Origin of the sequence: Spiribacter salilacus, assembly GCF_009649225.1 — a bacterium.
Lineage (GTDB): Bacteria > Pseudomonadota > Gammaproteobacteria > Nitrococcales > Nitrococcaceae > Spiribacter > Spiribacter salilacus.
The window spans coordinates 302,160-315,669 of sequence record NZ_WJPP01000003.1; the positions used below are offsets into that span (position 1 = coordinate 302,160).

A 13,510-nucleotide genomic window follows, 5' to 3' on the forward strand; every position below is an offset into this window, starting at 1 on the left:
GTCGTATGACCCGTTTAGAGCACGCTTTTAAGGACGAAATTAACGAAGACACCCCCTTTGATCGGCTATTACGCGCTGAAATAGGGCGCTACACGGGCGGTATTTCGCCAGTGGCTTTGGCCCTTGCCTTTGCCGACTGGTCGATGCACCTGGGTCTCAGTCCAAACCGACAAGCGGAGCTCATGCGCAAAGGAGTGCGCAAGTCGCTGCGATTAGCGGCCTACCTTGGCCGCTGCGCCTCCGGTGAAGCCAGTCAACGCTGCATCGAACCATTGCCTCAGGACCATCGCTTCGATGCCCCCGAGTGGCAGCAATGGCCATTTTCCATGCTCCATCAGACATTTTTGCTGCAGCAGCAGTGGTGGCATGTGGCCACAACAGGTGTTTCCGGCGTTGAGCCGCATCATGAAGAAGTCGTCAACTTCATGGTTCGTCAGTGGCTAGACATTTTTTCGCCGTCTAACTTCTTGCCAACCAACCCTGAAGTCTTGAAGGCCACAATTGAAAGTGGTGGCTGGAACCTGTGGCACGGCGCGACGAACGCCATCGAAGACACCCACAAATTTCTCGGCCAATCCGACACTCCCGAAAGCGAAAACTTCAAGGTCGGGCGCGATCTTGCCGTTACCCCCGGCCAGGTCATTTATCGCAATGCGCTTATAGAGCTGATTCAGTATTCGCCGGACACCCACACAGTTTATCCAGAACCCGTCCTGATCGTGCCGGCCTGGATAATGAAGTACTACATTCTAGATCTGCGACCAGAGCGTTCACTGATTGAGTACCTCGTTAGTCAGGGCCATACGGTTTTTGTGGTTTCTTGGAAAAATCCTGGGCCTGCAGAACGCGATTACGGCATGGATGACTACCGTCGTTTGGGGGTAATGGATGCCCTCAAAGTGGTCAATACCGTGGTCCCTGAGCAAAAAGTGCATGCAGTGGGGTATTGCCTCGGCGGCACTCTGCTGAGCTTGGCCGTTGCTGCCATGGCACGCGATGGCGATGACCGCCTTGCCAGCATGACCCTACTGGCCGCGCAGACCGATTTCACTGATCTAGGCGAGCTCGACCTATTTATTGATGATGCTCAGGTCGCCTTTCTTGAGGATGTGATGTGGGCGCGAGGTTATTTAAGTCGTGACCAAATGGCCGCTGCCTTTCAGTTACTGCGCAGCCAAGACTTGGTGTGGTCGCGCATGGTGCGCCATTACCTTTTAGGTGAGCGCGATGAGCCATTTGACCTTATGGCTTGGAATATGGATGCCACGCGCCTGCCTTACCGCATGCATAGCGAGTACCTTCGCGAGCTTTTCTTAGAAAATGACCTCATCGAAGCGCGCTACGACATTGACGGCCGCCCCGTCGCTTTGGGCGACATCGACGTCCCCATTTTTACGGTTGCCACCAAAAAAGATCACATCGCCCCCTGGGAATCCGTCTACAAAGTCGTCCGCCACGCCCGCACCCCAGTCACCTTTTTGCTCACCGATGGCGGACACAATGCGGGTATTGTGACTCATCCGAGACACCCACACCGTACCTACCAAATGCATGACTACCATCCGAGCGATAAAAGCGAGTCGCCCGAGGAGTTTTTGCGAAACCGAGACACCCACAAAGGTTCTTGGTGGCTACCCTGGCAGGCGTGGTTGGCCGAGCGCTCGGGCGCCCGAATTAAACCGCCGGCGATGGGCGCACCGGATGCCGGACACCCACCGATTACCGCAGCGCCCGGTACATACGTTCTCGAGCGCTAGCTAGCGTTCATTGATCGGGAAGTCGGCGGTTAGATTGGCCCAGCGCCAATTTGGATCACCGATGGCGATAAAGTCTGGATTAAGGACAGACACTTTTTGGTTATAAGTCAGCGGCGATCCATCCATGCGCTGCACCGCGCCGCCAGCAGCTTCCAATACGGCCTGAGCAGCAGCGCTATCCCATTCAGAGGTTGGCCCGAAGCGCGGGTATGCGTCGGCTGCACCCTCGGCAACGAGGCAGAACTTTAGCGAGCTGCCCATCGAAGTGGTATCAACGTCGGGGAGCTGCTCTAAAAGCGCCTGAACCGCGGGGCTGCCATGTGAGCGACTGACTGCCAACGTCAGCGCCGCCTCACTAGCGGTGCGTGTCCGAATTTCTTGGTAACTGGACTGCCCACTTACCTCGTCGATGCGCCAGGCCCCGGGTTTGCCATCGGAGATTCCATCCAAGACACCCACATAACTCCGGCGCAAAACCGGCGCATGCACCACGCCCAAAACCGGACGGCCATTCGAAATCAGAGCGATATTGACTGTGAACTCGCCATTGCGCTTAACAAATTCTCGTGTGCCATCAAGCGGATCCACCAACCAGTAGCGGCCCCAGGTTTTACGTACGTCGAAATCGGCCAATCCGCCTTCCTCAGAGAGTAACGGCAAGGCGGCCAAGCTTGCCTCGGAAACTGTGGGTGTCTCAGATCCGTTAGATCCGATCTTAGATCCCAATTCAGAGGCAATTAGCCGATGCGCAGCCATATCCGCTGCGGTCAGTGGTGAGTGGTCGGATTTGGTCTCAACGGCAAAGTCGCCCTCGTAAATTGCTAAGATCGCATCACCGGCTTGGCGCGCGATTGTGAGGACTTCTTCGGCTAACTTGGGGGGCGTAGACATAACTTCACTCCTTTTGGATATGATCGCATGGTCAGGAAAAGTTGACACGCTCGCGGGCTCCGGCTAACCTCCGTCCCATCGTGCTTAAAAGCGCATCCCTTCTGTTTAACTCAATTAGATTATCGCCGGGCACAAAGGGCGGTTATCCACCCGAGCCCTCATTTGTTTGCATTCCCTGGAGGTTTATTCGTGAGCGACCAAATCGTCCACGTCTCTGACGCTGAATTCGAGGCAGAGGTACTGAAATCCGAGCATCCTGTTTTAGTTGATTATTGGGCTGAATGGTGTGGTCCTTGCAAAATGATCGCCCCAATCCTTGACGAGATGGCTGCTACCTACAGCGGCAAGCTCAAAGTGGCAAAGCTGAATATCGATGAAAATCCGGAAACCCCACCGAAATACGGCATTCGGGGCATTCCAACTCTCATGTTGTTCAAGAATGGTGCAGTTGAGGCCACCAAGGTCGGTGCACTCTCGAAAGCCCAGCTTTCGGCATTTATTGACAGCAATCTTTAAATTTATCGCCCGCTGCGGCGGCCAGAAGAAAAAATGAATCTCACCGAACTTAAGTACAAGCCAGCCGCTGAGCTGGTCGAAATCGCGCAGTCCTTTGGCATCGAGAACATGGCGCGATCGCGCAAACAAGATGTCATATTTGCTTTACTAAAAGCTCACGCCAAAAAAGGCGAAGATATTTGGGGTGACGGCGTCCTAGAAATCTTGCAAGACGGCTTTGGCTTTTTGCGTTCCGCAACCAGCTCTTATATGGCAGGGCCAGACGACATCTATGTCTCCCCCAGTCAAATTAGACGCTTTAGTTTGCGGACCGGCGACACCATTTCGGGCAAGATCCGGCCGCCAAAAGAGGGCGAGCGGTACTTTGCGCTGCTTAAAGTTGATGAGATCAACTTCGAAAAGCCCGAAGCCGCCAAGCATAAGGTTTTGTTTGAAAACCTCACGCCGCTATTTCCTAAAGAAAGGCTGGTACTGGAACGCGGCAACGGGTCAACTGAAGACCTGACTGCGCGGGTCATCGATTTGTCTGCCCCTATTGGTAAGGGACAGCGGGCGTTAATCGTCTCGCCGCCTAAAGCAGGTAAGACGATGTTGCTGCAGAACATCGCGCAGTCCATCACGGCGAACAACCCCGAAGCATACGTCATCGTGCTGCTCATCGATGAGCGGCCAGAAGAGGTGACCGAGATGCAGCGAACGGTTCGCGGCGAAGTGGTTTCCTCCACCTTTGACGAGCCCGCTAACCGCCATGTGCAGGTTGCCGAAATGGTCATCGAAAAAGCCAAGCGGCTTGTTGAGCATAAGCGCGATGTGGTGATCATGCTCGATTCCATTACGCGTTTGGCGCGGGCCTACAACACGGTTGTACCGAGCTCCGGCAAGGTTCTCACCGGTGGTGTGGATGCCAACGCCCTGCACCGGCCAAAGCGCTTTTTTGGCGCGGCGCGAAACATCGAAGAAGGTGGAAGTCTTACGATCATCGCCACGGCGCTCGTCGAAACAGGCTCCCGCATGGACGATGTCATTTACGAAGAATTCAAGGGTACCGGCAATATGGAAGTCCATCTTGACCGCCGCATTGCAGAAAAGCGGATTTACCCGGCGATGAACATCAACCGCTCCGGCACGCGTCGCGAAGAGCTGCTAATGAGCCAAGAAGATCTGCAAAAAGTTTGGATCTTACGCAAACTCCTCCACCCGATGGACGAGCTTGCCGCCATTGAATTCCTGTTGGATAAGCTAAAAGACACCAAAACCAACGACGAATTCTTCCAGGCAATGAAGCGCTAGATCATTATCGCTGTTAGCGGCGTTGGCTTATTGCGGGCGCCGCCGCCTCCATGTCTCAAAATTCATGTCATACGCATGCTCGGCATCCGCCGGGTGATGCGTTTGCGACGCCAATTCCCACTCCGGCCCTTCAAATAGCGGAAAAAACGTATCGCCCTCCACCATGGCGAGCACCCGCGTCAACTCAATTCGATCTGCTATCGGCAAAAAGGCCGCATAAATCTCAGCGCCGCCGATGATCGCGATCTCGGGTAACTCATCCGAGACACCCACACTTTTCTCTGTCGACTTCGCTGCTTGCGTGGCGGCTGCTAGTGCGCCCTCGACATCGTGGACAGCCACACAACCTTCTGCTGTCCAGTGGGTGTCTCGGGTCATCACGATATTGGTGCGATTCGGCAGTGGCCGGCCGATCGATTCATAGTTCTTACGGCCCATCACGATCGGCTTCCCCCGCGTTAACGCCACGAAATGTCGCATGTCATCGGGCAAGCGCCAGGGCAAGTCATTATTGCGCCCGATCACGCGGTTCTCGGCCATCGCCACGACCAAAATAATGTGGGTGTCTCGGTTTTGCATGATGCTCATCTCCTTACCCTTAAACCGCTACCGGCGCTGGGATGTGCGGGTGCGATTGATAGCCGTCGATGTGGATGTCTTCGTATCGAAAGGCGAACAAATCGTGGGTGTCTGGGTTGAGTCGCAGCTGTGGCAGAGGCAGTGGGCTGCGGGATAGTTGGGTGTCCGCTTGTTCAAGATGGTTCAGGTATAAATGCGCATCGCCCAGGGTGTGAATGAACTCGCCGGGTTTTAGGCCGGTTACCTGAGCGACCATGTGGGTGAGGAGCGCATAAGAGGCAATGTTAAACGGGACACCCAAAAATATGTCTGCGCTACGCTGATAAAGCTGACAGGATAAGCGCCCCTCGGCGACATAAAATTGGAATAAAATGTGGCAGGGCGGCAGCCCCATTTTGTCGACCTCACCGGGGTTCCAGGCGGTGACCAGATGGCGTCGTGAGTTCGGCGTTTGACGGATTTGCTCAACCACTTTGGCGATTTGGTCGATGCGCTGGCCATTGGGTGCAGGCCAAGAGCGCCATTGCACACCGTAAATAGGGCCGAGTTCACCATTCTCATCGGCCCATTCATCCCAAATGCTGACGCCATTTTCTTTCAGATAGCGGATATTGCTCTCGCCTGCCAAAAACCAAAGTAGCTCATGGATGATGGAGCGGAAATGCAGCTTTTTAGTTGTCACCGCCGGAAAGCCGGTATTCAAATCGAAGCGCATCTGCCAGCCAAAGCAGGACAAGGTGCCTGTCCCCGTACGGTCACTTTTTTCAACTCCATGATCGCGAACATGGCGCAGCAGGTCTAGGTACTGTTGCATGAGTCAGCCGTATCCTCTTTTTGTCAGTTAGTTGTGGGTGTCCGGTATTGCCTTCTGGTCGCGCCTAGGGGCCTAGCGATTTTCGTGGCCCCGTTTGTAGCTCCAGAACAATAATCCAACCCCAATTAAAATCATCGGTAGCGAAAGTAGCTGCCCCATGGTTAGCCAGCCTCCCGCTAAATAACCAATGTGAGGGTCTGGCAAACGCACAAACTCTACGCTAAAGCGGGCGACGCCGTAGCCAGCTAAAAACAGGCCGGTTACGCTGCCCGCGGGTCTTGGGCGACTAGAAAACCACCAAACCACTGCGAATAGGAGCAGCCCTTCTAGGGCCATTTGATAGAGCTGTGAGGCATGCCGCGGATCGGGCCCCATTGGCGGGAAAACCATTCCCCAGGGCATTGAAGTTGGCGCACCCCAAAGCTCGCCATTAATAAAGTTGCCTAAACGCCCGGCTGCCAGCCCCGGCGGAATGAGTGGCGCAATGAAATCCCCGAGCGCTAAAGGACGAATCTTATGACGACGGGCGAACACCCACGCCATAACGATGACACCCACCAACCCGCCATGAAATGCCATACCGCCCTCCCAAATGCGTAGCAGCGCGAGGGGGTCAGAAAGTATGGGTGTCTCGGAATAGAAAATTGCATAACCCATGCGCCCGCCAACCACGACGCCGATGGCGCCATAAAGCAGCAGGTCATCAACGCGTGCGGGCGTCAGCGGACTGCCAGGCTGACGTGCCCGAAGCCGCCCCAGCCACCATGCCAGGCCAAAGCCGATTGCATACATCAGCCCATACCAATAAATCTCGAGCGGGCCGAGAGAAATCGCAACGGGATCAATATTTGGATAAGTAAGCATACGATTATTGTGATGGAAAAAACTGTGGGTGTCTCATATTCGTCGCTTCGGCTAAACTGCGGTTTTTATTAGGAGATTGAAGACGATGCCAAAGATGGCTCCGGTTTTGGTGCTATCACTTGCGATTGGACTTGGCGCAGCAGCCGGCTTCGGCACGGCCCAGGCGCAGACAGCGGCGTATGTGACGGATAACCTAGAAATTACCCTTCGCTCTGGCCAGGGCAATGACTATCGGATTCTACGTATGCTGAGCGCTGGCACGGAACTACAAGTCCTTGAGCGCGGCTCAGAGTGGACACGGGTGCAGGCGGGCAATCAGCAAGGATGGGTGCGTAGCGCTTATCTGCAAGAACAGCCGGCAGCAGTGACACGGCTTGAGCGGGCTAGCGAGCGTTTGGCCACGGTATCTGAGCAAAATCAATCTCTAATGGCCACCGTAGAAGAGCTGGAAAGCACGGTGGAAGCGCTCACCGAGCACGCACGAGGGCTTGAGCAGGACAACCATCGCATGCAGCTTCGGCTACAAGAAGCGACCGAGGGCTTGCAGCTTGCTGATGAAAATCAGGCGTTGCGCAAAGACCTCATCGATCTTGAGCGTGAGGCGCAGGATTTGCGACAAGAGGTAGTCCGTATGGCCGATCGTTCCCGCCAAGATTGGTTCATTGCGGGTGCGGCCGTAATTGCAGCTGGCATGCTCATTGGCATCTTAATGACCCGTATTCGCTGGCGACGTCGCAGCAGCTGGAGCGATCTGTAATGGAAGATCTCGCACGCCTGGTGCGCTGGTTTCGCCACAGCTCACCGTTCATTCATGCTCATCGTGGCCGCACCTTTGTGGTGCACTTTGGCGGCGAAGCGCTGCTCGATCCCGCCTCTCGCGGGCTGGTGCATGATTTGGCTTTGCTCAGTGGCTTGGGTGTCCGCTTAGTACTCGTCCCCGGCGCCCGCCCTCAAATCGAACAGCGACTAGCGGCAAGTGGCGCGGCGATTGATTATGTTAATGGCCTACGCATAACAGACACCCACGCTTTAACCTGCGTTTGCGATGCCGTTGGTAGCGTTCGCTTGGAGCTTGAAGCCCTGCTCTCTATGAGCCTGGCGAACTCGCCGATGGCTGGGCTGCGCTTGCAGGCGGCCTCAGGGAACTTTGTGACGGCTCGACCCTTGGGTGTCTGCGATGGCGTTGACTACCTTCACACCGGCGAGGTCCGCCGCATCGATGCCGCGGCAATTCATGGGCGATTGGATGACGGGGCGGTTGTGTTGGTGAGTCCTGTGGGTGTCTCACCAACCGGCGAGCAATTCAATCTCTACGCCGAAGACGTGGCTGTCTCAGTTGCACGTGCCCTCCAGGCCGACAAACTCTTGTTCTTGCACGAAGGCCCGGCACTGGAGCATAGCGAGCTGACGGTGGAGGAGGCGGCGCGCATCCAAGACACCCACATCCAACGCGCCGTCCAGGCTTGTCGCGGCGGCGTGGCGAGGGTGCATTTGGTGCCAAGGGCAGAAGATGGTGCGCTGCTGGGTGAGTTATTCACGCGGGATGGAGTCGGTACGTTAATTACGCCGCAACCGTTTGAGCAGCTCAGGGCGGCAAGGGCGGAGGATATTAGCGGGATTTTGGCGTTGATTGAGCCGCTTGAGGCGGACGGCACGCTTATTCGGCGTACGCGTGATCGCATCGAAAGCGAGCTTGATCAGTTTATGGTGATGGAGCGCGAGGGCACCGTGGTGGCCTGTGCCGCGCTGCAGCCGGTCTCAGATTCCAAGCTTGCCGAAGTGGCCTGTCTGACGGTGCATCCCGATTATCAGCGCGGCGCACGAGGACAAAAACTTCTGCAGCAGCTGGAGCAAAAGGCCCGAGCGCAAGGCTGCGAAAACTTATTTGTGCTGACGACGCGTACCGCGCATTGGTTTAGAGAGCAGGGGTTTGAACCTGGCGAATTAAGCGACCTGCCAGAAAGTCGTCAAGCCGGATACGAGCCCTCGCGCGGCTCCAAGCTGCTCTTCAAGCCGCTCTAACAGACCACGGCCCACGGCGCCAGCCTTTAACGTAGCGCCAGCTCGCGGCGGCTAGGCCTTGCCGACGGCTCAATTAATGCCACCTCGGCTGTGAGTTCAACGAGCCGATTAGCAATAATTAAGTCGCGAATTTCTCGCACGTAGTCATAGCCACGCTCAGAATACTGATTCAGTCCAGCCGCCATTGCCATAGGCGACATTGCGCCCCCCCGTCGATGCGCTTGTTCACGCAAAATACGAAAGCGCTGATAAGCATCGTGGCTGTTTAAATTGCGCATATAACTGCGGACTGACTGGCGAGGGCTTTGAAATGCGCGGACATAATGCGATGCATCTTCGGGGCGATCTTCCGGCGCTATGCCGATGCTGGAATCCCAAGTCCACTGTCCAAAAAAGTTGTTGCCCTCACGCGCAAATCGCGATGTGCCCCAACCGCTTTCCTTGGCGGCCTGCGCTAAAGCGAGCGCCACGGGGACGGAGTTGACGCGCTGCCGCAGCGCCTGCCACGTCTCTGGTGCAAGCGGATCTCCCTCAACACCATATTCTTCGGCGAGCTGGCTAATTAGGACAAGCCGTCGACCCTCTGGCATGTTGTTATCAAGGGCCATCATTAATTGACGACGTTGCGCTTCAATCCGCGTGTTTTCTGCCAAAATCACAGGCAGCATCGCCCTAAAGAACAATGACTTACGAAGCTCTGGATCAATCGATTCCAAATCGGCTGGTAAAGATCGAACGGTGATGGGAGGCACTTCTTCGTCACTCGGCCAGAAGTACTCGCGTGCCTCAAATACCGCCTCAAGCTGCTCGCTACTAGATACGCTAACGGAGTAAAGAGGTGGTTTGCCACCATCGCCAGAGGCAATGCCTGGCCAGCCTGCCCACCAAAGCAGACCGAGGCAAACAAGTAATGTCAGCGGCACTGCTTCGATGGCTGCGATTAATTTTCCGTGATGTCTAGTCATGGCGTTTCTCCAATTCAAGGATATGCGCCCACTCGGCCTCGCTCACGGGAATGACAGACAGCCGATTGCCGCGACGCACTAGCGGCATTTCAGATAGCGCTGGATCTGCCTTCATTTCAGCTAGGGTAATCACCCGCTCGGTGTGACGCACGTAGCGCACATCCAACATCAGCCAGCGGGGATTTTCAGGGTCACTTTTAGGGTCGTAATAACCACTTTTGGGATCAAATGCCGTGTGATCGGGGTAGGCGGTGCTGACCACCTCCATCACCCCGACAATGCCAGGCACTTTGGTGTTGGAGTGATAAAAGAAGGCTTGATCACCCACGGCAAACTGATCGCGGAACATGTTTCGCACCTGATAATTGCGAATCCCATCCCAGTGTTCCGTACCATCGGGTTCTGCGGCCAGATCGTCAATGCCATAGACATCCGGCTCCGACTTCATTAACCAGTAGGCCATCCGTCCATCACCTGTTTAACCACAAATACAAGGCCTAGTTTACCAACAAACCGTCGCAATATCTGTGACACAGGTATCTAACCGTTGATCCCAAGGGTCGTGAGGAAGAGCTGCCACGCGTTGGCAGGCATGCGCCACGCCCATGCGATAAGGCCGGCGAAAGCGACCGCGACCCGCCAGTGTGCGGTCATAAAATCCACCGCCCATACCTAGCCGATAACCGGCACCATCAAAGCCGACCAGCGGCATCACCATCAGATCAATCTGCGCCAACGGGCGAACCGGCGTTTGTCCGCGCACCGGCTCCAGCACCCATAGCGCGCCGCGCCTGAGCACCGTGCCCTGTTGCCGAAACACCAAAACCCCCCGAGTGATGGCTGCTCGACGCCCTGCACGCCCTCGGGGCGGACGAATAACGGGCAGATAAACGGTCTTGCCGGCCTGACGAGCAGCATCAATTAGCGGTGTCGTATCGAGTTCGCCATCGCCTGAGAGATAAATGGCCACATGCCGGGCGCGTCGCCACGCTTTATGCCGACATACGCGCTCGGCGACAGCCTTTGCGGCGGCTTGCGCGCGCGCCGGCGGTATTGCACGCCGTGCTTGGCGCAGTGCGCTGCGTAAGGCTTTTTTACTAGAAACATTAGATGTTGGCATGAATGAAGGACCCCACGACGCCGTTCGGGCAACGCCCTTGAACCCTGAGGTTCAGGTCGGAGATAGCGAGTAACGCTTTAGGCTTTCCGCTAAGCTTTTGGCAGAGCGGACGTGCACACCAGTCATCACCACAAACCATCTCCTGAGGCGTCTGCTTGTAGGCTCAAGAATGCTGAATGCCCGGCATCGAACGCCGCAGGGTCACACTCAGGATGCACCCTAAGAGGGGTCTTCGTCCAGAAAACTTCCAATCCGCTCATTCAGCGCACGCAACCGCTCGTCGGCATCATCGGCAACCGCTGCTTGGCCTTGGGCCTGCAACATCTCATGGGTGATGTTGAGCGCCGCCATAATCGCGATGCGATCAATCCCCACGATCTTACCTGCGCTGCGAATCTCACGCATGCGCGCATCTAACAAACGCGCTGATTCATGCAGGCTTTCATGCGCCTCTTCGGGCGCTGCCACCATAAAATCACGATCTAGGATATTGACTTTGATCGGCTCACTCACGCGTTCTGCTCCAGGGCCTTAAGCCGCCCGATCATCGCCTCAATGCGAGCGCGAGCCACGTCGTTTTTCTCAATCAACGCGGCGCGTTCCGCATTTAAAGACGTCTGCGACTCCAGCAGCACGCGGTTTTCCTCCCGCAGCCGGGCGCAATGCTTTAACAAGACATCCACCTGTGATTCTAGCTTCGCAATCTGTTCGTTAACGGAATCAGTCACTTGGGCGCTCTCCATGAACTCACCCCGAGAATACCACGAATGGTAGAATATTAACGATGAACGGTAGTGAACTCCATGACGAAGTCGCCCGCGCCCTGGCAAACATCGATGCCACGGTGACGGCCGCCGAGGCGCAGGGCATGCTCTGCGGCCTTTTTTGTGCCCCCACCCCGCCCGATATGGCGCAGTGGATTGCCCAGGTGCTCGAGGGGCTGTCCCCCAAAGGCGAGCCGGCCCGCGAAGCGCTTGAGACGCTGGCAGGCCTTTACCAAGACACCCACGATCGTCTTGAAAACGATATTCTCGAATTCGCACCGCTACTTCCCGACGATGAAGCGGAGCTTAATGAGCGCGCCACCGCTCTGGCCCGCTGGTGCGAGGGGTTTTTGTTCGGCCTCGGCCTTGCGAACGGCCAGGCCGGTGGGCAAGACGGTGGCCAAGTCGATGATCAGGTTGGTGCCCAAGTCGAGGGCCTGCCACGTGAGGCCAATGAGGCGATCAGCGATATCGGCCAAATCGCTCAGCTCGACCCCGACACACCCGCCGATGAAGATAGCGAGATCGCCTACACCGAGCTTGTCGAGTACCTGCGCGCGGCCACCTTATTACTGCGTGAGCACACGGCACTGCCCTCCAACACCAAGGGCTCGGCATGACCGGCATATCGGACATGCACGCGGCGCGGCGTGAGCAACTCATGCGTGAAATCGGCGCAAGCGGCATCGCCGTTTTACCGGCTTCGCCAGAGCGCCCGCGCAATCGAGACGTCCACCATCCGTATCGCCAAGATAGCGACTTCCTCTACCTGACCGGCTTTCCCGAGCCCGATGCCGTGGCGGTGATCGTGCCCGAGCGCGAGGCGGGCGAGTTCATTTTATTCTGCCGTGAGCGCGACCCCACTCGGGAAGCTTGGGAAGGGCGAACCATTGGCCAAGACGATGCGGTGAGCGAATACGGCGCGGATGATGCGTTTCCGATTAGCGACATCGACGAGATTTTGCCCGGCCTGATGGAAGGGCGCGACAAAGTCTACTGCCCGATGGGCGCCAACCCAGACTTTGATCAACGGCTTATTGGCTGGGTCAACGCCCTACGTCAGCGTGCGCGCGCCGGGGTGAAGGCGCCGCTGGAATACGTCTCGCTTGAGCATATTTTGCATGAAATGCGGCTGATCAAATCGCGTGAAGAAATCGCTGTGATGCGCGAAGCCGCGCAGGTGACGGCCGCTGCACATTCGCGAGTGCTGGAGGTTTTACGCCCGGGCCTTTTTGAATACGAAATTGAGGCCGAACTGCTCTACGATTTTCGCCGCCACGGGGGCGAGCCGGCTTATCCGAGCATCGTTGGCGGTGGGGCAAACGCCTGCGTACTGCATTACATCGCCAACCGTGCGCCGTTGAATGATGGCGACTTGGTCTTGATTGACGCCGGCATCGAGCTTAACGGCTACGCGGCAGATATCACCCGCACCTGGCCGGTGAACGGCCAATTTACTGCGGAGCAGCGCGCCATTTATGAGCTTGTTTTGGCCGCTCAAACCGCCGCGCTCGACGCCGTGCGTCCTGGCGTCCATTGGAATGCCGCCCACGAAGCCGCCACGGCCGTGCTAGCCGAAGGCCTCGTCGACCTTGGCCTGTTCGGCGGCCCCGTCGAGGCCGTTTTAGAATCCGGCGACTACCGCCGTTACTTCATGCACCGCACCGGGCACTGGTTAGGTATGGATGTCCACGATGTCGGTGACTACAAAGTTGACGGTGAATGGCGCGAGCTTGAACCCGGCATGGCGCTTACCATTGAGCCTGGCCTCTACATCCCGCCCGGCAGCCCCTGTGATGCCCGCTGGCACGGCATCGGCGTGCGCATCGAAGACAACTGCATCGTCACCCGCACCGGCCACGACAACCTCACCGCCGCCACCCCCAAAACCGTCGCCGACATCGAAGCTGCGATGGCGAGGAGGTAGA

At 56.7% G+C, this 13,510-nt stretch carries 16 protein-coding genes and 1 other RNA gene; 7 read left to right on the forward strand and 10 right to left on the reverse strand.

Annotated features, from left to right (window positions below; translation table 11 throughout):
* The first annotated feature begins 5 nt into the window (after nucleotides 1–5).
* On the forward strand, nucleotides 6–1,757 hold the full coding sequence (locus GH984_RS06990) for a PHA/PHB synthase family protein (protein WP_153719485.1): 1,752 nt from the start codon (nucleotides 6–8) through the stop codon (nucleotides 1,755–1,757).
* On the opposite strand, the gene cysQ is transcribed toward GH984_RS06990, so the two are convergent.
* Nucleotides 1,758–2,648, reverse strand: coding sequence for a 3'(2'),5'-bisphosphate nucleotidase CysQ (gene cysQ, locus GH984_RS06995; protein ID WP_153719486.1), 891 nt, complete (start codon nucleotides 2,646–2,648; stop codon nucleotides 1,758–1,760).
* 189 nt (nucleotides 2,649–2,837) lie between these two features.
* Here cysQ and trxA point away from each other — a divergent pair, with 189 nt between their 5' ends.
* Nucleotides 2,838–3,164, forward strand: coding sequence for a thioredoxin TrxA (gene trxA, locus GH984_RS07000; protein WP_369691985.1), 327 nt, complete (start codon nucleotides 2,838–2,840; stop codon nucleotides 3,162–3,164).
* A 33-nt stretch (nucleotides 3,165–3,197) separates the two neighbouring features.
* Nucleotides 3,198–4,454, forward strand: coding sequence for a transcription termination factor Rho (rho, locus tag GH984_RS07005; protein WP_153719488.1), 1,257 nt, complete (start codon nucleotides 3,198–3,200; stop codon nucleotides 4,452–4,454).
* Between the two features lie 27 nt (nucleotides 4,455–4,481).
* Here rho and GH984_RS07010 read toward each other — a convergent pair whose 3' ends face one another.
* The 3 genes from GH984_RS07010 to lgt form a co-directional block, all read right to left on the reverse strand.
* Nucleotides 4,482–5,042 carry a dihydrofolate reductase gene (locus GH984_RS07010; RefSeq protein ID WP_253939156.1) on the reverse strand — a complete coding sequence of 187 codons (561 nt, stop codon included), beginning with the start codon at nucleotides 5,040–5,042 and terminating at the stop codon, nucleotides 4,482–4,484.
* Between the two features lie 10 nt (nucleotides 5,043–5,052).
* Nucleotides 5,053–5,847 (reverse strand): thymidylate synthase, encoded by a 795-nt coding sequence (locus tag GH984_RS07015; protein ID WP_153719490.1) that lies wholly within the window; start codon nucleotides 5,845–5,847, stop codon nucleotides 5,053–5,055.
* Between the two features lie 72 nt (nucleotides 5,848–5,919).
* On the reverse strand, nucleotides 5,920–6,711 hold the full coding sequence (gene lgt / locus GH984_RS07020; protein ID WP_153719491.1) for a prolipoprotein diacylglyceryl transferase: 792 nt from the start codon (nucleotides 6,709–6,711) through the stop codon (nucleotides 5,920–5,922).
* 85 nt (nucleotides 6,712–6,796) lie between these two features.
* Here lgt and GH984_RS07025 point away from each other — a divergent pair, with 85 nt between their 5' ends.
* Together GH984_RS07025 and argA are read left to right on the forward strand one after the other, a co-directional pair.
* A complete protein-coding gene (locus GH984_RS07025; RefSeq protein ID WP_153719492.1) occupies nucleotides 6,797–7,468 on the forward strand; it encodes a TIGR04211 family SH3 domain-containing protein in 672 nt (223 codons plus the stop codon).
* On the forward strand, nucleotides 7,468–8,733 hold the full coding sequence (argA, locus tag GH984_RS07030) for an amino-acid N-acetyltransferase (protein ID WP_153719493.1): 1,266 nt from the start codon (nucleotides 7,468–7,470) through the stop codon (nucleotides 8,731–8,733). Before GH984_RS07025 ends, argA begins: the two co-directional genes overlap by 1 nt.
* A 26-nt stretch (nucleotides 8,734–8,759) precedes the next feature.
* On the opposite strand, the gene GH984_RS07035 is transcribed toward argA, so the two are convergent.
* The 6 genes from GH984_RS07035 to GH984_RS07060 form a co-directional block, all read right to left on the reverse strand.
* Nucleotides 8,760–9,698, reverse strand: coding sequence for a glucosaminidase domain-containing protein (locus GH984_RS07035; RefSeq protein ID WP_153719494.1), 939 nt, complete (start codon nucleotides 9,696–9,698; stop codon nucleotides 8,760–8,762).
* A complete protein-coding gene (locus tag GH984_RS07040) occupies nucleotides 9,691–10,161 on the reverse strand; it encodes an EVE domain-containing protein (protein ID WP_153719495.1) in 471 nt (156 codons plus the stop codon). Before GH984_RS07040 ends, GH984_RS07035 begins: the two co-directional genes overlap by 8 nt.
* A 39-nt stretch (nucleotides 10,162–10,200) precedes the next feature.
* Complete coding sequence (locus GH984_RS07045) at nucleotides 10,201–10,818, reverse strand: 5-formyltetrahydrofolate cyclo-ligase (RefSeq protein ID WP_153719496.1); 618 nt, start codon at nucleotides 10,816–10,818, stop codon at nucleotides 10,201–10,203.
* Nucleotides 10,819–10,823: 5 nt separating this feature from the next.
* A non-coding RNA gene (ssrS, locus tag GH984_RS07050) (6S RNA) lies at nucleotides 10,824–11,023 on the reverse strand.
* 14 nt (nucleotides 11,024–11,037) lie between these two features.
* On the reverse strand, nucleotides 11,038–11,331 hold the full coding sequence (locus GH984_RS07055; RefSeq protein ID WP_369691986.1) for a cell division protein ZapA: 294 nt from the start codon (nucleotides 11,329–11,331) through the stop codon (nucleotides 11,038–11,040).
* On the reverse strand, nucleotides 11,328–11,546 hold the full coding sequence (locus tag GH984_RS07060) for a TIGR02449 family protein (RefSeq protein ID WP_369691987.1): 219 nt from the start codon (nucleotides 11,544–11,546) through the stop codon (nucleotides 11,328–11,330). The genes GH984_RS07055 and GH984_RS07060 overlap by 4 nt, the downstream gene beginning before the upstream one ends.
* Nucleotides 11,547–11,602: 56 nt before the next feature.
* Here GH984_RS07060 and GH984_RS07065 point away from each other — a divergent pair, with 56 nt between their 5' ends.
* Nucleotides 11,603–12,202 (forward strand): UPF0149 family protein, encoded by a 600-nt coding sequence (locus GH984_RS07065; RefSeq protein ID WP_153719498.1) that lies wholly within the window; start codon nucleotides 11,603–11,605, stop codon nucleotides 12,200–12,202.
* Nucleotides 12,199–13,509, forward strand: a complete 1,311-nt coding sequence (locus tag GH984_RS07070; protein ID WP_153719499.1) for an aminopeptidase P N-terminal domain-containing protein — start codon at nucleotides 12,199–12,201, stop codon at nucleotides 13,507–13,509. Before GH984_RS07065 ends, GH984_RS07070 begins: the two co-directional genes overlap by 4 nt.
* Nucleotide 13,510 lies beyond the last annotated feature (1 nt).